This is a genomic window from Motiliproteus sediminis (genome assembly GCF_017912535.1).
GTDB lineage: Bacteria > Pseudomonadota > Gammaproteobacteria > Pseudomonadales > Balneatricaceae > Motiliproteus > Motiliproteus sediminis.
The window spans coordinates 46,014-65,850 of the sequence record NZ_JAERQK010000006.1 but is presented as its reverse complement, the minus strand read 5'-3'; the positions used below and the strand labels follow the sequence as shown (position 1 = coordinate 65,850).

General features: G+C 59.5%; 16 protein-coding genes. 7 read left to right on the top strand and 9 right to left on the bottom strand.

Translation table 11 applies throughout. From position 1 onward, the window contains the following. Nucleotides 1-181: 181 nt before the first annotated feature. Nucleotides 182-2,020 (bottom strand): bifunctional diguanylate cyclase/phosphodiesterase, encoded by a 1,839-nt coding sequence (locus JJQ76_RS11780; RefSeq protein WP_210397032.1) that lies wholly within the window; start codon nucleotides 2,018-2,020, stop codon nucleotides 182-184. A gap of 73 nt (nucleotides 2,021-2,093) precedes the next feature. Continuing rightward, on the bottom strand, nucleotides 2,094-2,222 hold the full coding sequence (locus tag JJQ76_RS18155; protein ID WP_281411997.1) for a hypothetical protein: 129 nt from the start codon (nucleotides 2,220-2,222) through the stop codon (nucleotides 2,094-2,096). 55 nt (nucleotides 2,223-2,277) lie between these two features. Between JJQ76_RS18155 and JJQ76_RS11775 the strand changes: the two genes are divergently transcribed. Together JJQ76_RS11775 and thiI are read left to right on the top strand one after the other, a co-directional pair. Continuing rightward, on the top strand, nucleotides 2,278-4,242 hold the full coding sequence (locus tag JJQ76_RS11775) for a methyl-accepting chemotaxis protein (protein ID WP_210397031.1): 1,965 nt from the start codon (nucleotides 2,278-2,280) through the stop codon (nucleotides 4,240-4,242). 70 nt (nucleotides 4,243-4,312) lie between these two features. Beyond that, nucleotides 4,313-5,770 (top strand): tRNA uracil 4-sulfurtransferase ThiI, encoded by a 1,458-nt coding sequence (thiI, locus tag JJQ76_RS11770; protein ID WP_210397030.1) that lies wholly within the window; start codon nucleotides 4,313-4,315, stop codon nucleotides 5,768-5,770. Between the two features lie 14 nt (nucleotides 5,771-5,784). On the opposite strand, the gene JJQ76_RS11765 is transcribed toward thiI, so the two are convergent. Continuing rightward, nucleotides 5,785-6,708, bottom strand: coding sequence for a histone deacetylase family protein (locus JJQ76_RS11765; protein WP_210397029.1), 924 nt, complete (start codon nucleotides 6,706-6,708; stop codon nucleotides 5,785-5,787). A gap of 318 nt (nucleotides 6,709-7,026) precedes the next feature. Between JJQ76_RS11765 and JJQ76_RS11760 the strand changes: the two genes are divergently transcribed. Continuing rightward, complete coding sequence (locus tag JJQ76_RS11760) at nucleotides 7,027-8,628, top strand: response regulator (protein WP_210397028.1); 1,602 nt, start codon at nucleotides 7,027-7,029, stop codon at nucleotides 8,626-8,628. A gap of 108 nt (nucleotides 8,629-8,736) precedes the next feature. Continuing rightward, nucleotides 8,737-9,087: a PilZ domain-containing protein gene (locus JJQ76_RS11755; protein WP_210397027.1), complete on the top strand. Its 351-nt coding sequence runs from the start codon at nucleotides 8,737-8,739 to the stop codon at nucleotides 9,085-9,087. A 3-nt stretch (nucleotides 9,088-9,090) separates the two neighbouring features. On the opposite strand, the gene JJQ76_RS11750 is transcribed toward JJQ76_RS11755, so the two are convergent. From JJQ76_RS11750 to map, 6 genes are all read right to left on the bottom strand, one after another. Then, nucleotides 9,091-10,653 (bottom strand): HDOD domain-containing protein, encoded by a 1,563-nt coding sequence (locus JJQ76_RS11750; RefSeq protein ID WP_210397026.1) that lies wholly within the window; start codon nucleotides 10,651-10,653, stop codon nucleotides 9,091-9,093. 171 nt (nucleotides 10,654-10,824) lie between these two features. Further along, nucleotides 10,825-11,862 carry a 2,3,4,5-tetrahydropyridine-2,6-dicarboxylate N-succinyltransferase gene (gene dapD, locus JJQ76_RS11745; protein WP_210397025.1) on the bottom strand — a complete coding sequence of 346 codons (1,038 nt, stop codon included), beginning with the start codon at nucleotides 11,860-11,862 and terminating at the stop codon, nucleotides 10,825-10,827. A 19-nt stretch (nucleotides 11,863-11,881) separates the two neighbouring features. Next, nucleotides 11,882-12,226: an ArsC family reductase gene (locus tag JJQ76_RS11740; RefSeq protein WP_210397024.1), complete on the bottom strand. Its 345-nt coding sequence runs from the start codon at nucleotides 12,224-12,226 to the stop codon at nucleotides 11,882-11,884. Continuing rightward, the gene (gene dapC / locus JJQ76_RS11735) at nucleotides 12,223-13,440 is read right to left on the bottom strand and encodes a succinyldiaminopimelate transaminase (RefSeq protein ID WP_210397023.1); all 1,218 of its coding nucleotides are present in this window, start codon (nucleotides 13,438-13,440) and stop codon (nucleotides 12,223-12,225) included. Before dapC ends, JJQ76_RS11740 begins: the two co-directional genes overlap by 4 nt. 96 nt (nucleotides 13,441-13,536) lie before the next feature. Next, the gene (locus JJQ76_RS11730) at nucleotides 13,537-16,233 is read right to left on the bottom strand and encodes a [protein-PII] uridylyltransferase (protein ID WP_210397022.1); all 2,697 of its coding nucleotides are present in this window, start codon (nucleotides 16,231-16,233) and stop codon (nucleotides 13,537-13,539) included. A gap of 11 nt (nucleotides 16,234-16,244) precedes the next feature. Further along, on the bottom strand, nucleotides 16,245-17,021 hold the full coding sequence (map, locus tag JJQ76_RS11725) for a type I methionyl aminopeptidase (RefSeq protein WP_210397021.1): 777 nt from the start codon (nucleotides 17,019-17,021) through the stop codon (nucleotides 16,245-16,247). Between the two features lie 296 nt (nucleotides 17,022-17,317). On the opposite strand from map, the gene rpsB reads away from it, so the two are divergent. The 3 genes from rpsB to pyrH all read left to right on the top strand — a co-directional run bounded on the left by rpsB (nucleotide 17,318) and on the right by pyrH (nucleotide 19,835). Continuing rightward, nucleotides 17,318-18,049 carry a 30S ribosomal protein S2 gene (gene rpsB / locus JJQ76_RS11720; protein ID WP_210397020.1) on the top strand — a complete coding sequence of 244 codons (732 nt, stop codon included), beginning with the start codon at nucleotides 17,318-17,320 and terminating at the stop codon, nucleotides 18,047-18,049. Nucleotides 18,050-18,136: 87 nt separating this feature from the next. Then, nucleotides 18,137-19,000, top strand: coding sequence for a translation elongation factor Ts (gene tsf, locus JJQ76_RS11715; RefSeq protein WP_210397019.1), 864 nt, complete (start codon nucleotides 18,137-18,139; stop codon nucleotides 18,998-19,000). A 91-nt stretch (nucleotides 19,001-19,091) separates the two neighbouring features. Beyond that, entirely contained in the window at nucleotides 19,092-19,835 is a 744-nt protein-coding gene (pyrH, locus tag JJQ76_RS11710; RefSeq protein WP_425515233.1) for a UMP kinase, read from the top strand. The last annotated feature ends 2 nt before the right edge of the window (nucleotides 19,836-19,837 follow it).

The window sequence follows — 19,837 nt, the reverse complement described above, 5'->3', positions numbered from 1 at the left end:
TCATCCTCTCGGTTTTCAGGTCTCGCACGGTTCTACAAGCGGGGCCCTTTTCTTTTATCCGTACGGTCTGGCTGATGTATAGCCGCCAGTTTGAACCGGGTATCTCAACGCGCCGTTGCCCTGCTTCCGTCATCGCTAATGACAAAATCTGCAAAGGTTACCGTGGATTAATGTGCCGGATTCAGGCCTGCTCGGACGACAGGGCAAGCTCACCCTGGAGCTGTTCCATGGTCGGACCGCGGCGGCGATTGATGACCAGGCTGTTTCCCGGCTGCTGTTTGGCCAGCGTTTTGGCATCGCTGGCGAGCGTTGCTACATCCAGATGAGAACGGCAGCGATCCAGCGCCGGATGGGCAACACCGATGGATAACGTCGCCAGCGGCAGCCGCTGTTGTCCACCGTTGCGGTCGGTGCTTTCCAAATAGCCGCGTTCGCGGTCATCTGGGTCGTATAGTTGCGTCAGTGCGGTGCTGAACTCCTGTTGCAGATGGCGCAGCTTGTGGCGCCAGTTGCGCTCCTCCAGCAATACCAGAAAGTCGTCCCCACCTATATGGCCGATGAAGTCCCGCTCGGGATCGCAATGGCGCCGCAGGCAGTCTGCCAGTAGTTGAATCGCCTGGTCGCCGCGATGAAAACCGTAGCGATCGTTGAACGCCTTAAAATTGTCGATATCGAGGTAGCCGATGGCAAAGCTTTGCTGGGCTTCAAGGCGTCGGTTGATCTCGTCATTGGTGGGTACGGTGCCGGGCAGCAGGGTCAACGGGTTGGCATGCCGGGCGTTGTTGAGCTGTAGCTGGGTGACCAGCTTGAGCAGTTCGACAATCGCCCCCATTCCCAGATAGTGGCCGTTGCGGGTGATGATAAAGTCGGTGCGCAGACGGTTTAGATCCAGCAGGTCCAGCTGACGGGCGATCTGTTCCAGGCTGTGATGCTCTTCAAGCACTAGGGGCTGGGTGTCGATGTGCGGGCGAATCGATTTGCGCTCGTAGAGCTCGCGCCCGAACGGGGCGAGATAGAGGTTAAGGCAGGTGTCGCGGTGCAGAATGCCCACCGGCTTGCCCTGATCCAGTACCGCCATGGAGAGCAGCTCCGGATGCTTGCGAAAGCGCCGGGCAGCATCGCCCAGCGTGCGGTCGGCTTTGAGGGTAGGTTGCGGGCGGGCGATACGAGCCAGCAATGCGGACCTTGAGCCATGGGCTTCGAACACCGGGCGCGCCCGACCCAGCCGAGGAGGGAGCTCGCGACTGGGAACCGGTTGTGGCGGGGAGAAGTAGAAGCCTTGCTGCAACGTCAGGCCAACGTCGTTGAGGTAGTTGTGTTCGGCTTCCTGCTCAATCCCCTCTGCGATCACCTTGCAGTCGATGGAGCGCGCCACATCGGTGATCGAGCGGACGAACTCCTGCTTGATCGGCGAGCGGTCAATACCCTCGATAAAGTGGCGGTCTATTTTGACGAACTGGGGGCGCAGCTCCGACCAGGAACGCAAGCCGGCGTAACCGGCACCCAGATCGTCCAGTGCCACCTGAAAACCCTGCTGGCGGTAATGGTCGGTGGCTTCGCGCATCAGGGCGTAGTCATTGATAGGCAGCTGTTCGGTGATCTCCAGTACCAGTTGCTCCGGTTCCAGACCTAACTGGGTCATCAGCCGCTGGGTTTCTCCGGCGCGGAAGTCCGCTTCCAGCAGGGTATTAGGCGTTACGTTGAGAAACAGGCGCCCGGGCAGTTCCAGTTCACGAAAACGGGTAATCGAGAGACGCCGGCACAGAAGCTCCAGTTCCAGCAGTCGCCCAGCCTTGTGGGCAAACGGAAACAGGCTGGCGGGGGCGTGCAGAGGGCTGTCCACGGGGCCTCGAATCAGTGCTTCGTAGCCCACAATGGCACCCTGGCCGCTATCGATGATGGGCATGAAGTGGGGTATCAGCAGTTGCTGGGACAGTAACCGGTCAAGCTCGCATGACATGCGGTGGTACCCCTCTGGCGATCCCTTGGCTTGATTAAAGATGATGATCTGAGCGCACATGGTTCTACCCTGCTGCTGGCGGGTGACGACAGCCGTCGCGCTCCTGCGGGCGGGTCACGTGTTGGTTGTTTAGCTATTCCGTTGCGAAGTGGGCGTATTCGACCATGGGAATATGACGGCCGCATGAACGCAACACGGCGGTACCGGAGTTGATGCGTGTCAGGTAAGCCGCGATTACGCCATCGTTGTCCGAAATTGTCATCTAATCGTCATCCTCGCTTTCTACCGTGGGGGTATCGACTGTTTGCGGGTGTGTTATGCGTATAGCTCTGTTAACCAAGGTCAGCGCCGGGATGTTGCTGATCGCCTGCCTGGGAATGGCATTTGGTGTCTGGTGGGGGTTGCAGCGTTTGCAGCAGCCTTTTGTCCTGAGCCAGCAGTATTTTTTTCTGGCCGAGCAGCTGTCCGTGGAGACCCGGCATCTGGTCGAGCGTTATCTGGATAGTGGTGACGCTACCGATCTGGTTGCGGCTGAGAGCTTTATGGCTGACGAGGTGGTGCCGGGGCTCGATCGCCTGCCATCATCGATGAGCGACCTGCTGCGGCCAGCGGTGGCGTCGCTGCAACAGGCGCTGGCGGTTGATCTGCGGGCTGCCGGTAAGTTGGCGGCTGATCCCCAGGGGCTGCTGTTGCACAACGAGCGCGAAACCATCGACACCCTGGAGCGGTTGTTAAGCTACAGCGCCAAAGCGGTGGGCGCCGAACCCGCGCTGATCGAGGACTACCGCCAGCTCGCGGTTGCCTTGCTGATGGCGCAGGGGCGCCGTGCGGTGCTGCGCAGTAGCTACTTTGCGCAGCCCTCCGAGACGTTGCGTACCAGCTTAAATGAGCTCAGCAGCGCGATGCTGGAGCAAGGGCAGCGCATTGAGGCGCTGTCGCCGCTGGGGGTCTACGCCGAAGCCCAGGAGGATGAGTTCGCCGCGCTGATGGGTTTTGCCGAAGAGAGCAGTGATCGGGTCGAACAGGGAGAGGAGATCAAGTCCGAGCTGGTATCGTTGCTGCGTCGCTATGCTTCCGAGCTGGACAACACCACTGCCCAGATCGATCAGGCGCTTGCCGCGCGTCAACGGGTTAACGGCCAGTTGGCGTCGGTGGAGCAGGTTGTCGCCAGCGCGGAACAGCAGGTCGAGGCGATCAAGCAGGCGATCGAGCGCCAGGTATTTGCCACCATGGTGGTGTGTCTGGCGCTGATCTTCACCGCCGGTTTGGGCAGTAGCTGGCTGCAGCAGCGGGTGCTGAGAGCGGTCAGCGGAGTGGGTGATTACCTGGCGCGACTGAGCGGCGGCAATTTCACCGAGCGGATGCACCAGAACAGCCGCTTTAGCGAAATGGTGTCACTGGAGTATTCGGCCAATCAGCTGCGTGATGCGATGGTGACCATCGTTACCGATATTCGCACCGAAGTGGCGGCGGTGGACAAGGTCGGTGCCGACATCGACAAGGCCAGTGCGGCAATACAGGCTGGCGCGTCCGAGCAGTGTCAGCTGATGGAGGAGACCAATCAGGCGCTGCGCGAGCTGGCGCTGTCGTTCCAAGAGGTCGCGCGCCATGCCAGCGACGCCTCCGGGGCGGCGGGTAGTGGTCGCCAGTCGATGCATCAATCCAGCGATGCCATGGGTGATCTGGCCGCAACGGTCAACAGCGTGGCCAGCGAATCGCGCGATGGCGCGCAGGTAGTGGCCCGTCTCAAGGAGGACTCCCAACGCATCAATGCAGTGCTCAATGTGATTGTGGCTATCGCGGAACAGACCAATCTGCTGGCCCTGAATGCGGCGATTGAGGCGGCGCGGGCCGGTGAGCATGGGCGTGGATTTGCGGTGGTGGCCGATGAGGTACGGCAGCTGGCGCAGCGCACCGCCGAATCAGTAGACGAAGTGCGCGGCACCGTGGAGGGGTTGCGCCAGTCTTCTGATCAGGTTTCTGCATTGATGGAGCGGCAGCAGAGTAAAGCGTTGGGGGCGTCGGATCAGGCCCGGCAAGTGCGTGAGGCGCTGGCTGAGGCGGTGGCTGCAATCGACCGGATTCATGAGCTTAACACCCTGATTGCCCAAACCACCGAAGAGCAGGCGGGATCGGCGGCAGGGGTGCAGGAAAGCGCGGGGCAGGTGCTCCAGCATGCCCAGCGCTCGTCTGAACGTACCCAAGAGATGGGGCGCCAAAGCCGCCAGCTGAACGGTGTCAGTCACGAGTTGGGAGCTTTGGTCGAGCGCTTCGCGGTGTAAAGCGGTTTGGCCGCTGGGGAGGGCTTGGGTATAATTTCTGCCCTTTCCCTCGTCCCAGAAGCGTTTCTCCATGAAGTTTATCGTCAAGCTGTTTCCGGAAATCACCATCAAGAGCAAGCCGGTGCGGCGCCGCTTTATTCAGCGGCTGCAATCCAACCTGCAGATTATTCTCAAGCGTATCGATCCGGAAATCGGCGTCAGCGGCAAATGGGATAAGGTTGAAGTCAACGTTCACAGCGAGGATGCCGCGGTTCACCAGGCGGTGATTGAGGCGCTGGGCGATACGCCCGGTATCAACCACTTTTTGCAGGTTCAGGAATACCCGCTTGGCGACTTTCATCAGGTGTTTGAGCTTACCCGCGATGCCTTTGCCGCGCAGCTCAAAGGGAAGCGCTTTGTCGTCAGGGTGAAGCGAGCCGGCAAGCATGATTTCACCTCCAGCGATCTGGAGCGCTACGTGGGTGGCGGCTTGCTGCAGCATACCGAAGCCGCCGGGGTCGATCTGCATCACCCCGAGGTGACGGTCAAGCTAGAGGTGCGCGACCAGCGGTTGTTTCTGGTGGAAAACCGCTTTCCCGGCCTTGGCGGCTTCCCGATGGGTAGTCTGGAGGGCGTGTTGTCGCTGATCTCCGGCGGCTTCGATTCCACCGTGTCCAGCTACCTGACCATGAAACGGGGTTGCAAAACCCACTTCTGCTTTTTCAATCTGGGTGGCGCTGCTCACGAGACCGGAGTCAAACAGGTCTCCCACTACCTGTGGCGTCGCTACAGCTCCTCGCACCGGGTCAAGTTTGTAAGCGTGCCCTTTGAGGGGGTGGTCGAGGAAATTCTCAAGAATGTCCATCACTCTCAGATGGGGGTGGTGCTGAAGCGGATGATGATGCGTGCCGGTGAGGCGGTGGCCGAACGCTTGGGTGTTGATGCGCTGGTGACCGGGGAAAGTGTGGCCCAGGTGTCCAGTCAGACGCTGCCTAACCTGTCTCTGATTGATTCGGTCTGTAACCGCCTGGTGCTGCGCCCGCTGGTGGTGTCCGACAAACAGGATATCATCGATACCGCCCGTGCTATCGGGACCTTCGACTTTGCCGAGACCATGCCGGAGTACTGTGGGGTGATCTCTGATCGCCCGACTACCCATGCCCGTCGCGAACGGATTGAGGAGGAAGAGTCCAAGTTCGATAACGGCGTGCTGGAGGCGGCGATCGCCAGTGCCAAGGTGATTCGTATCGATCAGATTGAACAGGATGCCGAGGCTCAGGTTGAAGTGGAAACCGAGCAGCAGGTGACCGCAGGCGAAGTCATCATCGATATCCGCCACCCGGACGAAGAGGAGCAGGCTCCGCTGAAGGTGAGTGGCGTCGAGGTGATCAAAATCCCCTTCTATAGCATCGGTAGCCGGTTTGCAGAACTGGATCGGCAGCGCCAGTACCTGCTCTATTGCCCCAAGGGGGTGATGAGCCAGCTGCACGCCCTCTACCTCAAGGATCAGGGCTTTGGCAACGTTAAGGTCTATCGACCTTCTCGGTAGTGTTAGCAGCCGAATTAAAAGCCGGCCAGCACCTCCAGATGGGCCTGCACGCTGTGGGCCAGCGATACCGGGTTATAGCCACCCTCCAGCACCGAGACCACTCGATTCTGGGAGTAGATGCGCGCCTGGTCGAGGATCATCCGTGTGGCCCAGCGGTAGTCTTCTTCGGTCAGTTTCAGGTCGGCCATAGGGTCGTCGATATGTGCGTCAAAGCCGGCCGAGATAAAGATCATGTCCGGTTTGTGAGCCTGTAGTGCGGGTAGCCAGTGGCTCTCCAATGCTGCGCGGAAGGCGTTGCCATCGCTGAACGCCGCCAGCGGGCAGTTGACGATATTAGGGCGGTTGATGTCGCAGTAACGCTCGGGATAGAAAGGGTGCTGGAATGTCGAGCACACCAACACCTCGGGGCGGTCCTTAAAGATGTCGACGGTACCGTTGCCGTGATGAACGTCGAAATCAAGTACCGCCACCCGTTCGATGCCGGGCAGGGAGAGCGCATGAATGGCACCGATCGCGACGTTATTGTAGAAGCAGAACCCCATAGGAATGTTGTGTTCGGCGTGATGCCCGGGGGGGCGCACCGCACAGAAGGCATTCTGCGACTTGCCGCCGGCCACGCGGTTGGTAGCCAGTACCACGCCGCCCACGGCCAGGCTGGCCGCATGGAGCGAGTCGGGGCAGAGGGCGGTGTCGTCATCGGTGTACACCACGCCCTTGTCGGGCAGGCGCATATGCAGACGTTTGGCGTGCAGCGGGTGGTGGGCAAGCATGATCTGCTCGTCGGTGCAGTGGACCGCTTGCATCCGCTGCAGGTGGTCCTGAAGGCCTGAACGCTCCAGTTGCCGCTCGATCGCTAGCAGGCGGATGGGGCTCTCTGGATGCTCCGGCCCCATGTTGTGCAGCCCGCAGTCGCGGTGGCTGATATAGGTGGTGACCATAGTTAGAGTTCTTATATAAGCTGGCTCGCAGAACGTTACAGTCTAGCGAATGTCGATGCCATCGGCGCTTATCCTAAGGTCGCACCGCTCCCTGGCATCCCTCTGGTGCTGATTGTGCGTAATTTCGGTGCAGAGTAAAAGAGTGGCGGTTGATCTATGTCAGCGAGGGACGGCTGGGCATCGTCTTATGATGCAGGGGCAGCATAGATCTGTTTTGGCGCCAGTACGCTTCATCGCTCTGGCGTTTTTTTGTTGCGAAAAAGAGAGCGCTCCGCTATTTGTGGGGGTGGATGCGAAGGAAAGGGAGCCGGTGAGGCAGTGACGGAAGCGGCGCTTAAAGATAAGCGGGTACTACTGGTCGATAGCAGCGGCAATTTGCGCTGGACGGTGAAAGGACTGCTGGAGTCGATGGGCTTCGGCGAGGTCGCCACCCTCAATATCAGCCAGAGCGTGCTCGATACCGTTGCCGACAGCAGCTTTGACATCATTCTCATCGGCCACAACGTTCATGACCGCTATTCCGGTCTGCAGCTGTTGGAAGAGGCACGCTACAAGGGGCTGATCAAGCCTACCTGCAGCTGGGTGCTGCTGACCAGCGATGCTTCGCAAGAGTCGGTGTTGTTTGCGATCGAGATCCAGCCCGACGAAGTGATCACCAAGCCCTTCACCATGCAGACGCTGGAGCGTCGGCTGCGCGCCTTGTGCAAGCGCAAACAGGCGATGGAGCCGATCGAACGTGCAGTCGAGCGCCAGGCCTACAATCGCGCCATCAAGCTGTGCGATTCGTTGATGAATAAATCCGATCCCAATTATGTGCAGGCGCAACTGATCAAAGGGCGATTGCTGATGGATATGGGCGAGTACGCTCAGGCGCGTCCGGTTTTTGAACAGTTACATTGGGCCGGTCACGGTTTGCTGCCGGGCTACAAACTCTCTGAATGTGATTTTTTGCTGGGCGATCTGGACCAGGCTGAGCAGCGCCTGCAGGCGGTGATTGAAGAACACCCCTTGCTGATACCGGCTTACGATCTGCTGGCGCGGGTTTATGAGGCACGTGGTCAGCAGCGAGATGCGCAGTTGATTCTGGTGCAGGCCACCGACCAGTCGCCGCGCAGCATTGACCGGCAGATGAACCTCGGTCGGCTGGCGGTCAACAACGCCGATCTGCCGGTGGCTGAACGTGCTTACCGGCGTTCGGTGCATCTGGGCGAGCACAGCTGTCGGGCCAGTTCGGCGCCGTTGCTGAAGCTGGCCAATGTGACCCGACTGCAGATGGAACAGGGTGCACCCGAGGAACGGCAGTCGAAGCTGCAGGCGATCGAGAAAATGGTTGCCGAGGCTCGCAAGCGCTTTGCTAATGAGCCGGATCTGATGGTTCGTTGTGAACTGCTGCAAGCCAAAGTGGAGGAGACGCTGGGCAATCCCGACGCGGCGCAGCAGTGTTATGAGCGTGCTCAGCAGGCGGCGCAGCGGCTCGAGGGTACGGTGGACCTGGAGCAGGTCAAACGACGTCTGCTTGACGAACAACCGCCGGAGATGCCCAAGCCCCGGGTGGTCGAAGAGAAACCGGCCAAGTCCAGTCGTGATCCGGCGATGAGCGACAAGGTCAATCGCATCGGGGTGCGCAATTACCTGGCGGACAAGCAGGGTCAGGCGATTCGCTATTTCAACCTGGCGTTCGATTACAATCCGCTCAACGGCAATGCCATGCTCAACCTGGCGCAGCTATTCCTTGAGGGCGCGCGTGATATCCCGGCGCGTAAAGAGGAGCGTCTCAAGATGTACCAGCGCTACATGCGTCTGGCAGGGCGGTTGCCGCTGGCGGGTCCCGCCAAGGCGAAGTACGATCGGCTGCTCCGGCTGGGCAAGGAGCCGGTAGAGTCGTTGCCGCCGGGGATGCTGGCCGAACTGCTGAAATAAGTCGCCGTAACTGGTGAAAAAACGATCACAACCGGACTTGCGTCAAGGACGGCCGGTTGTAATTGGCGCTAGAGTGTAAGCCGTGACTCAGTCGAGGAGGGCTTGGCGATGATCAGCGAACGGCGCCAGCACGCGCGCATTCCGGTGGTGTGGAAAGCCACCATCACCCGCCTTAATGGTGAGCAGTTGCTCGGTAGTACCGACAACGTTTCGGTCGACGGTATCAATGTAATTCTCAATCGCGATCTGGTCTTGGGCGAGCCGGTACGGGTGGACGTGGTGACTCGTTGCGCCGCGGGCGTGGGCTGCTTTCGCCTCCAGGGCGTTGCGGTGTATGTGGAGTCGCTTCAGCATAACCTCGGTGTCGCTGTGGGGTTGCGGTTGCTGGATGTTGATGGCCGTTACAGCCAGTTGGTTCAGGGGCTGCTCGGATCGCGTGGAGCGAACGAGGTTGCCTGAGCGTCAGGCCGGCTTGCCACGCGGTTGGGCATAACCCAGTGCCATGCGGGTCTGCATGTGAAACTGGCTGAAACAGCGAAAATCCTCGTCGTTGATGGGGCCGGCCTCGAGTGAACGATCAGCATACAAAAAACCCACCACCTTGTTATTGACGCCCAGCGGTGCCAGTACGAAGCCGCAGGGGTTCACCTTCTGCATAAAACTGTCGGGCAGTCGCTCGCTCCAGCCAGCCTCCCGGGTGTCTGTCACCAGTAGCGTGCTCTGTTTCTCTACCAGACGAAAGAAAAACTCACTGTCGCGGCTGCGGCGCAAGGTGAAGTAGCTGGCCAGCGGTTCGGTCTGCGACCCACGGACAATCTTCATGCTGAGCTGCTGGTGGTCGCGGCTCAGCAGGCAGAACCCGGTCCGGGTGCAGCCGCTGCTCTCCAGAATCGCGTCTGCGGCTTTGGCAAATACCTGCGGTAATGGCGCCTGTTGCGTCACCAGTGCGCTGATCTCCTGCAGGTGCTGGAGTTGGCGCTGCAGGCCGATCTGCTGTGCCGCGGCCGCAGGCGCATCGTTTCCGCTGCTTTGAGGTTGTAGCACATCGTCGTCGTGATCTTGGCTTTCGGCGCGGGAGTGCACATAGAACGATAGCTTGCGGTTGAAGTCGTCGAGCATCTCATCGCCGCTGTCCTGCACCGTCGGAATCAGTCGCCGGCTGGATATGCCGTACTCTTCGGTCAGGTCGCAGACGGTACGGAAGGCGCGATTAAGCGAACCGGTGAGTTTGTCGCGGTTCATCCCCGTGGCGCTGCCAAGTTTGTCGATCAGCGCCGAGAAATCCTGTTTGCCGGAATGCTCGCGGTTGTATATCTGTTGCAACAGTTGCTGCGAAATTGACGCCAACTGGTGGTTGAGGCGCTGGTCGCCCTTGAGATCCTCTGCGGTCATCTCATCCATGCTGCTGACCACCGATTTGGGGAAGCCCCAGCTCTGCGCCAGATCCTGGCCGATATCGCTGAAATGTCCGCCGAGTTCGTCGATCTGAATCCGCGACCAGCTCTGCTCGCCAAGTTTGCGCTGCTCGAGCATGCGGTTGTAGGTGTCGGGCAGGGTAAAGGCGATGACAATTTCACCCAGTCCATGGAGCAGGCCGCAGGTATAGGTTTCCTCGATATCGTCGATGCCGGCTTTGGAGGCGAGTTCGCGCGCAATGGAGGCGGTCAGGAATGAGCGCATTACCAGATTGCCGATATCCACCGAGGGGTTGGTTTTACTGAAGCATTCGATCAGTTTCAGAGTTACCGACAGATTTTTGATCTCGTCGAAACCGATCAGGATCACCGCGCGCGAGATCACGTTGATACGCCCGTTGCCGCGATTGACGTGGGCCGAATTGGCGAGCTTGAGAAGCTTGGCGGACAGGTTGGCATCTTTCATGACTGCCATCGCCAGTGCCATGGCGTCCGCTTCTTTGGAGCTGCTGATCTGCTGGATGCGATTGATGGTTGCGCTGAATACCGGTAGATCGCCGAGGCGGTCGAGGCGGGTATGAACCGCGTTGAGAGTTTTAAGAAACTTCATGCAGGCAGCGCGTTCCGGGCAAATGACAAAAGCTGTTGCGCAGTGTAGCGCAGCTGGTGGTCAAAAGGATTGATCCAGATTGGTTGAGTTTATCGCAATTGGTGACAAGGGGCAGTTTTTAGCCGTTGCCGCAGAACCGGGCGGCTAACGCCGCCCGGTTCTGGCGTGGCCTCAGTTGTGGGCGTGAAGCTCGGCGTTCAGCTCAATCGCCGACTTGTTGGTTTTGACTTCAATTCGACCATTCTGCGAATTGCGGCGGAACAGCAGGTCGGTTTTACCGGCCAGCTCTCCCGCTTTGACCACTTCCACCTCGTTGCCCTGGTCGTCGAGCACCACGACTTTGGAGCCACCGGTCACGTACAGGCCGGCTTCGATGGTGCAGCGGTCTCCCAGGGGGATACCGAGGCCTGCGTTGGCGCCAATCAGGCAGCCTTCGCCGACGTTGATCACCACGTTGTTGCCGCCGGAGAGGGTGCCCATGGTGGAGCAGCCACCACCGAGATCGGAACCTTCACCCACCACTACACCAGCGGAGATCCGCCCTTCGACCATGCTGGTGCCGAGGGTGCCGGCGTTAAAGTTAACGAAGCCTTCGTGCATGATGGTGGTGCCCTCTCCCAGATAAGCGCCCAGACGAACGCGGCTGGCGTCGCCGATACGGATGCCGGCCGGGACCGTGTAATTGGTCATCTTGGGGAACTTGTCCACCGACTGCACGTCGAGCAGTTCGCCGCGGGCGCGGGCTTCCAGTTGGCGCTGGGGCAGGTCTTCCAGCGCCACTGCGCCCTGATTGGTCCAGGCAACGTTGGGCAGCAGGCCGAACATTCCGGTCAGGTTGATGCCGTGCGGTTTAACCATCCGCTGTGACAGCATCTGCAGCTTGAGGTAGACCTCGGGAGTTGATGCCGGCTGGTCGTCGTCCTGCAGGATGCACAAGACCAGCGGTTGCTGACTGCCCTTGAGGGTTTCGGCAATCTTCAGTTGCTCGGTGGCATTCACCTGGGTGAAGGCCGTGGCAACCTGCTGCAACGCGGTGCTGTCGAGTTCGATGGCGCAGTTGCCGCCTTCGTAGCCCAGGTTGGTTTTAAGTGCACCGATCAGGGTGTTGCAGGGCTCGAACAGGGGCTTGGCGTAGAACACTTCCAGCCAGTCGCCGCTGGAGGATTTGGTGCCGACTCCGAGGCCGAGACAGAAATGGTTGCCGCTCATGGTTCTCTCCGCTCTGGTGTTAAACAAAATAGGATTGGTAATCGGCTTCTTTGAAGCCCAGCTTGCGTGCGCTGCCAAGGTCGAGCAGCGGCCGTTTGATCATTGCCGGATGGGCCAGCATCAGCGCCACCGCCCGCTCGCGGTTGATCTGCTCACGCTCGGCCTCGGGCAGTTGGCGCCATGTGGTGCCGCGGCGGTTGAGCAGGTTTTCCCACCCCAGCTCGTCGCACCAGGCGTTCAGTTGATCGGCGTTGAGACCCTCTTTGCGATAGTCATGAAACCGATAGCTGACACCTTCAGCGTCAAGCCACTTACGGGCTTTCTTGATGGTGTCGCAGTTGGGGATGCCGTACAGAGTGATCATACAGAGCCTTTGTGCTGGTGGATAAACTGACGGATACGCTGCGCCGCTTCAACACATTGTTGCGGTTCGGCTACCAACGCCATGCGGACACGCCCGGCTCCGGGGTTGCCGTCATCGGTATCGCGGGACAGGTATGATCCGGGCAGCACGGTAATGTGTTGTTGGGCGAACAGCTCGCGGGCGAACTGTTGTTCGTCGCCAGGGGTTTGGGCCCAGAGATAGAACCCCGCATCGGGTCGTTCGACCTCCAGAGCGCCGTCGAGAATCTCCAGCACTGCATCGAACTTGGTCCGGTAGAGGTCGCGGTTGGCGCGCACGTGGACTTCGTCGTTCCAGGCCGCGATGCTGGCGTGCTGGGTCTGCAGCGGCATGGCGCAGCCGTGATAGGTCCGGTAGAGCAGAAAACGCTGCATGATCCCGGCGTCCCCAGCGACGAAGCCGGAGCGCAGTCCGGGCAGGTTGGAGCGCTTCGACAAGCTGTGGAACACCAGGCAGCGGCGGAAGTCATGGCGACCCATTTCGGCACAGGCCTGCAGCAGCCCTGCCGGCGGACGGGTTTCATCGAAATAGATCTCGGAATAGCATTCGTCGGCGGCGATGACAAAGTCGTACTGGTCGGCAAGTCTGATCAGCTGCTGTAGCCGTGCGCTGGGTATGACCGCACCGGTGGGATTGCCGGGGGAGCAGATAAACAGCAGCTGGCAGCGCTGCCATACCGCCGCAGGTACCGCGTCAAAGTCCGGTAGAAACCCGTTGGCGGCGCTGCAGCTGAGAAAATGGGGCTCAGCGCCGGCAAGATACGCGGCTCCTTCGTAGATCTGGTAGAAGGGGTTGGGGCTGACCACCAGCGGTCGGGTGCCGTCCGGCTGGCGCTCGATCAGCGTTTGGGTGATAGCGAACAGGGCTTCACGGGTGCCGTTACAGGGCAGGATCTGGGTTTCCGGGTCGAGCCCGCCGGCTCCCAGCTTGAAGCGGCGCTCGGCCCAGGCTGCCATGGCCGCGCGCAGCTCCGGCAGGCCCTTGGTGCTGGGGTAGCCGGACAAACCGTCGAGTGAATCGACCAGAGTCTGTTTCACGAACGCGGGTGCCGGGTGGCGGGGCTCCCCGATCGACAGCGCAATGTGATCCAGCCGGGCGGGTGGCGTGGCACCGGCCTTGAGGCGGTTGAGACGCTCAAAAGGATAGGGCTGTAACAGTTCAAGATCTGGGTTCATGCGCTTCCGTGGGTGTAGTTGGCGGCGTCCGCTGTGGCCGGACGCGGCGGATTATAAAGAGCATGGTAGCGGGTGACAAATCGCATCTGTTGCGCCTCAGGCGGTCTCAAGCTGTCGGTCCAGCTCTTCGATGATGCGGTCTTGCAGGTATTTGGCCAGATCCGGATCGGTAATCGGTTCGCCCGCTCGATCGGTGATAAAGAATACGTCCTCCACCCGCTCGCCAACGTTGACGATTTTGGCTTTGAGCAGGTGTACGCCGCACTCGAGGAATACCTGACCGATCCGCGCCAGCAGGCCCGGCCGGTCGGAGGTGGTCACCTCCATGGTGGTGACATGGCGCTCGGGATCGGTGGAAAGAATCACCTGGGTGCGCATGGCGAACAGTTTCAGCTGGCGCGGGACCCGGCGTTGCACGATCGCCTTGTAGTCGGCGGGATCGTCGAGCTCCTCCACCAGCCGCTCCTTGATCAACGCGATCATATCCGGGTCGTGATCGATGGACTGGTTGTTTTCGTCCAGCACGATGAAGGTGTTGTAGCTGTAACCGTCGTCGTTGGTCATGATCCTCGCGTCCTGGATGCTGAGGTTCAACTGATCCAGGGTGGCGGCGGTGGCGGCAAACAGACCCTCGTGATCCTTCATGAAAATGAAGATCTGGGTGGCGCCTTCGTAGATGCGGGCGCTGGTGCCCTTGACCAATACCAGTGGCTGGCTGCGGTCATGGTGGCTGATGATCGCTTCGGTGTGCCAGGCAACGTCTGCGGCTTCGTTACGCAGAAAGTAGTCTTCGTGCAGGGTGGCCCACAAACATTCGGCGCTGTAGTCGCTGATGCCCTGGTGCTTGAGGGTGTCGAGGGCCTCTTTTTGTACCTGCTCGATCCGGTCTTCCTTGTTGATCGGGTTTTCCAGTCCGCGCCGCAGTACCCGCTTGGTCTCGTTGTAAAGTTGACGCATCAGGGTGGCGCGCCAGTTGTTCCACAGGGTGTTGTTGGTGGCGCAGATGTCGGCCACGGTGAGGGCGTAGAGGTAGTCGAGGTGGATCGAATCGCGCACCCGCATGGCAAAGTCGTGGATCACTTCCGGGTCGGAAATATCCTTGCGCTGGGCGGTCATCGACATCAGCAGGTGGTTTTCCACCAGCCAGGCCACCAGATGGGTATCCCACTTGCCGAGGTGGTGGCGTTCGCAGAAGGCGATGGCGTCCACCGCGCCCAGCTCCGAGTGATCACCGCCGCGCCCCTTGGCGATGTCGTGGTACAGACCGGCGACGTAGAGCAGGGCGACCTTGGGTACCTGGCGCACGATGCGGTTAGCGATCGGGAACTGGTCCTGCTGGTCGCTATGGCGGAAGCGGCGCATGTTGGTGATCACTTTGAGGGTGTGCGCATCGACGGTGTAGATATGGAACAGGTCGTGCTGCATCTGGCCAACGATCTTGCCGAACTCCGGCAGATAACGTCCCAGAATGCCGTAGCGGTTCATGCGCCTCAGTTCGGTGGTCACCCCTTCCGGCGAGCGCAGTAGCTCCATGAACAGGCTGGTGTTGCGAATGTCGTGACGGAACTCCTCGTCGATCAGGTGACGGTGTTCGCGCAGCAGCTTCATGGTGGAGGCGCGCACCCCTTTGAGCTCGGGGTTCTGGGCCAGCAGCACGAACATCTCCATCATCGCGAACGGCGACTTCTCGAATACCTCGTCGTCCACCACCTCGATATGCTCGTCGCGGATCTGGAAGCGGTTGTTGAGCGGGCGGGTTTCGTTGTTGTGCTCGTCGGCCAGAATCGCTTCTTCAAAATGCTGCAGCAGCATGTCGTTGAACTCTGCCAGCGCCATGGCAATGCGGTAGTACTTGCTCATGAACTGCTCCACCGCGCGCTTGCCTTCGGTGTCTTCATAGCCAAAGAACTTGGCCAGCGTGCGCTGGTGGTCAAACAGCAGGCGGTTCTCGCAGCGATCGGTGAGCATGTGCAGGGCGTAGCGAACGCTCCAGAGATAACGCTCGCCCTTGTCCAGCGCGTCCAGCTCGCTTTCGGTCAAAAAACCGTGGTCGACCAGGTCGCGCACGTAGGTGGCGCCAAAGTGGCGTTTGGCTACCCAGCCAACGGTTTGAATGTCACGCAGGCCGCCGGGGGAGTCCTTGATGTTGGGCTCCAGGTTGTATTCGGTATCGTTGGTGCGCTTGTGGCGGCCCCGCTGTTCCTCCACCTTGGCTTTGTAAAACTCCTTGCTCGACCAGGCGCTTTCATCGGTGACCCGCTCGAACATCTGCTGGCGCAGCTCGTCGTTGCCCACCAGCGTCCGTGACTCGATCAGGTTGGTGGCGACGGTGATATCCTTACGCGCCTCCTCAAAGCACTGCTCGATATTGCGCACGCTGCTGCCGACGTCGAGGTTGATATCCCACAGCAGGGTGATAAAGCCCTCGATGCTTTCCCGGTATTGCTCTGGATCGCCGTCGCGCAGCAGGATCATCAGATCGATGTCAGAGTGCGGATGCAGTTCGGCGCGGCCGTAGCCGCCGACCGCGACCAGACTGACCTGATCGCCCGAGGGCCAGTCGAACTGGGCCCAGGCGCGCTTCATCAGCTGGTCGAGCATCCAGGCGCGGCCGTAGATCAGGGTGCGGATGTCGGCTCCTTCGCGGAAGCGCCGGTTGAGGGTTTCCTGACCTTCTGCCAATGCCTTTTTAAACAGGCTCAAAAAGCCGCGGCTATCGACGGTGGTCTGATCGAAGGCTTCGGCGTCGAACAGGCTGGGGTCGGCGGCAAAGTCGGCGAGCAGGTCGGTCATGGGGATCTCCGTTAAAGCTTGCCCTGCTCTTCAGGACGCAGGGTGAGGACTTCGTAGCCGGTTTCGGTAACCAGCAGGGTGTGTTCCCACTGAGCCGAGTTGCGTCGGTCAACGGTTTCGACGGTCCAGCCATCCTTTTTGGATAGCTTGGTGTGGCGCTTGCCCGCGTTGATCATCGGCTCAATGGTAAAGGTCATGCCGGGCTTGAGTTCGACCCCGGTGCCCGGTTTGCCGTAGTGCAGTACCTGGGGCTCTTCATGGAACGCCTCGCCAATACCGTGGCCGCAGTACTCGCGCACCACGCTGTAATAGTTGCCTTCGGCGTGCTTCTGGATGGCGTGACCGATGTCACCCAGACGAATGCCGGGCCTGACCATCTTGATACCGAGGTACAGGCACTCCTGAGCGACCTCGACCAAGCGCTTGGCGTGCGGGGCTACCTTGCCGACGTAAAACATCTTGCTGGTATCGCCGTGATAGCCGTCTTTGATCACGGTGATATCGATATTGATGATATCGCCCTGCTTGAGCGGTTTGTCGTTGGGGATGCCGTGACAGACCACCTGGTTGACTGAGGTGCAGATCGATTTGGGAAAGCCGTGATAATCAAGCGGCGCAGGAATCGCCTGCTGCACCTCGACGATATAGTCGTGGCAGAGCGTATTCAGTTCGTTGGTGGTCACCCCGGGTTGGACGTGGGGTTCGATCATTTCCAGCACCTCAGCGGCCAGTTGGCCGGCGACGCGCATCTTTTCAATCGCTTCAGCGTTTTTATACGTGATGGTCATTCGGGTTCAGCAGTCCAGCGTTATGTTGGCGCGGTCTAACGACCGGGGTGGTTAGCATCGAATGCGGGCAGGGGGCCATTGTACACGCATCCGCAGCGGTTTTAACTGCGCTACTGTCACTTTATATCGCACCGGCTTTGTGGTATAAAGTCGCGCTGCCGAATTCCGTGTCCGGAAATCGGCAGCTAAACAGAGCTGTTAACGTCGCACATGCACCGTCACATTCTGCTGGGTGCCCTCCGGGGTTGTGGAATGGGGTGTATGGAGGCATAACCCGTTAAAAATCAGGAATTAGCATGTCTAAAGTTTCTATGCGTGAGCTGCTGAAAGCCGGTGCTCACTTCGGTCACCAGACCCGTTACTGGAACCCGAAAATGGGCAAGTACATTTTCGGCGCTCGCAACAAGATCCATATCATCAACCTGGAGCACACCGTTCCTGCGCTGAACAATGCGCTGGAAGTGGTTCAGCGTCTGGCGTCCAACAAGAACAAGATCCTGTTCGTTGGCACCAAGCGTGCTGCCGGCAAGGTGATCAAGCAGGAAGCGCAGCGCGCCGGTATGCCTTACGTCAACCATCGTTGGTTGGGCGGCATGTTGACCAACTACAAGACCATTCGCGCCTCTATCAAGCGTCTGCGTGAGCTTGAGCAGCAGTCCAGCGATGGTACCTTCGACATCCTGACCAAGAAAGAAGTGCTGATGCTGACCCGTGAAATGGAGAAGCTGGAGCGTTCTATCGGTGGTATCAAGGAGATGGGCGGTCTGCCCGATGCGCTGTTCGTTGTTGACGTTGATCACGAGCGTATTGCGATAAACGAAGCGAACAAGCTGGGTATCCCGGTTATCGGCGTGGTTGACACCAACAGCAACCCTGATGGTATCGACTACATCATCCCCGGCAACGATGACGCGCTGCGTGCTATCCAGATCTACGTTAAAGCTGTTGCGGATGCGTGCCTGGAAGGCTCCAGTACTACTGCTGGTGAGTTTGTTGAGGTTGAGGAGCAGGAAGCAGCGGCTGAATAAGCGCGGGCTTGATGCTTCGAAAAGGGGGAGCTGGGCTCCCCTTTTTTAAATTTGAATGTGAACCCCCAAGATTCAAGAGGAACCATCATGGCAGCTATCTCTGCTTCTATGGTTAAAGAGCTTCGCGAGCGTACCAGTCTGGGTATGCTGGAGTGCAAGAAAGCCCTGGCTGAAGCCGGTGGTGATATTGAGCTGGCGATTGAGAACCTGCGCAAGTCCAGTGGCATGAAGGCCGCCAAGAAGGCGGGCCGTACTGCCGCTGACGGCGTCGTCGCGGTGCGTGTTGCCGATGACAACAGCTACGGTGTGCTGGTTGAAGTAAACTCCGAGACCGACTTTGTTGCCCGTGACGCCGGTTTCCTGGCCTTCGTTGATACCATCGCTGATGCGGCATTTGCCGGTAAGCAGACCGACGTTGCTGCGTTGATGGCCGGTGAGCTGGAAAGCACGCGTGAAGCGCTGGTGCAGAAGATCGGTGAAAACATCGGTGTTCGTCGTATCGAGCTGCTGGAAGGTCCGGTTGTTGGTGCCTACGTTCACAGCAATAACAAGATTGCTGTGCTGGTGGCGCTGACCGGTGGCGAAGGCGAGCTGGCTAAGGATATCGCCATGCACGTAGCAGCCGTTAACCCGCGCGTGGTTAAGGGCGAAGATATGCCGGAAGAGGTGCTGGTTAAAGAGAAAGAGATCATCCTGGCTCAGCCTGATATGGCGGGCAAGCCGGCTGAGATCGCCGAGAAGATGGTCGGTGGCCGTCTGAAGAAGTTCCTGGCCGAGAACTCTCTGGTCGAGCAGGCGTTCGTCAAGAACCCCGAAGTAACCGTGGGCAAGCTGGCTAAAGACGCCGGTGCCGACGTAACCGCTTTCATCCGCTTCGAAGTGGGTGAAGGTATCGAAGTGGAGAAGGTTGACTTCGCCACTGAGGTGGCCCAGGCCGCCAAAGGCAACTGATTTGGTTGCTCGCACGGGCCGCTCCGCGGTCCGTGCATGCCCTTTCAACGGGTGTTAAACTGCCTCCCTGCATTTTTTTGGAATCCTGCCCGTGAGCGATAAAAGCAAAGCCCGTTACAAGCGAATTTTGTTGAAACTCAGTGGCGAAGCCCTGATGGGAGACGAGAACTTCGGTATCGATCCCAAGGTGCTGGACCGCATGGCGCTGGAGATCGGCCAGTTGGTCGGCATCGGCGTGCAGGTGGGGCTGGTTATCGGTGGCGGTAACCTGTTCCGTGGTGAGGCGCTGAGCAAGGCCGGTATGGACCGGGTCACCGGGGACCATATGGGGATGCTGGCCACCGTGATGAATGCGCTGGCCATGCGCGACGCGCTGGAGCGCTCCAACATCAATACCCGTGTAATGTCAGCTATTTCCATGGTGGGGGTAGTAGACAACTACGACCGTCGTCATGCCATGCGTTACCTCAGTCAGGGGGACGTGGTTATTTTTTCTGCCGGTACCGGCAACCCCTTCTTTACAACCGATTCGGCGGCCTGCCTGCGTGGCATCGAGGTCGAGGCGGACGTGGTGTTGAAGGCGACCAAGGTGGATGGTGTTTACTCCGCCGATCCGGTCAAGGATCCCAGTGCGACCAAGTATGATCGTCTCAGCTATGACGAAGTGCTGGAGCGCCAGTTGGGCGTTATGGACTTGACCGCGATGTGTCTGACCCGCGATCACGCCATGCCGGTGCGGGTTTTTAATATGAACAAGCCAGGCGCCCTGGTTACCGTGGTGCGTGGTGGCGAGGAAGGCACGCTGATCGATAGCGGTGCGCCCAGAGAGGAATAAGT

What these genes read in the sequence shown, in the direction of transcription:
- JJQ76_RS11780 (WP_210397032.1), bottom strand. Translation starts at nt 2,020, where the DNA reads ATGTGCGCTCAGATCATCATCTTTAATCAAGCCAAGGGATCGCCAGAG.
- JJQ76_RS18155 (WP_281411997.1), bottom strand. Translation starts at nt 2,222, where the DNA reads ATGACAATTTCGGACAACGATGGCGTAATCGCGGCTTACCTGACACGC.
- JJQ76_RS11775 (WP_210397031.1), top strand. Translation starts at nt 2,278, where the DNA reads ATGCGTATAGCTCTGTTAACCAAGGTCAGCGCCGGGATGTTGCTGATC.
- thiI (WP_210397030.1), top strand. Translation starts at nt 4,313, where the DNA reads ATGAAGTTTATCGTCAAGCTGTTTCCGGAAATCACCATCAAGAGCAAG.
- JJQ76_RS11765 (WP_210397029.1), bottom strand. Translation starts at nt 6,708, where the DNA reads ATGGTCACCACCTATATCAGCCACCGCGACTGCGGGCTGCACAACATG.
- JJQ76_RS11755 (WP_210397027.1), top strand. Translation starts at nt 8,737, where the DNA reads ATGATCAGCGAACGGCGCCAGCACGCGCGCATTCCGGTGGTGTGGAAA.
- JJQ76_RS11750 (WP_210397026.1), bottom strand. Translation starts at nt 10,653, where the DNA reads ATGAAGTTTCTTAAAACTCTCAACGCGGTTCATACCCGCCTCGACCGC.
- dapD (WP_210397025.1), bottom strand. Translation starts at nt 11,862, where the DNA reads ATGAGCGGCAACCATTTCTGTCTCGGCCTCGGAGTCGGCACCAAATCC.
- JJQ76_RS11740 (WP_210397024.1), bottom strand. Translation starts at nt 12,226, where the DNA reads ATGATCACTCTGTACGGCATCCCCAACTGCGACACCATCAAGAAAGCC.
- dapC (WP_210397023.1), bottom strand. Translation starts at nt 13,440, where the DNA reads ATGAACCCAGATCTTGAACTGTTACAGCCCTATCCTTTTGAGCGTCTC.
- JJQ76_RS11730 (WP_210397022.1), bottom strand. Translation starts at nt 16,233, where the DNA reads ATGACCGACCTGCTCGCCGACTTTGCCGCCGACCCCAGCCTGTTCGAC.
- map (WP_210397021.1), bottom strand. Translation starts at nt 17,021, where the DNA reads ATGACCATCACGTATAAAAACGCTGAAGCGATTGAAAAGATGCGCGTC.
- rpsB (WP_210397020.1), top strand. Translation starts at nt 17,318, where the DNA reads ATGTCTAAAGTTTCTATGCGTGAGCTGCTGAAAGCCGGTGCTCACTTC.
- tsf (WP_210397019.1), top strand. Translation starts at nt 18,137, where the DNA reads ATGGCAGCTATCTCTGCTTCTATGGTTAAAGAGCTTCGCGAGCGTACC.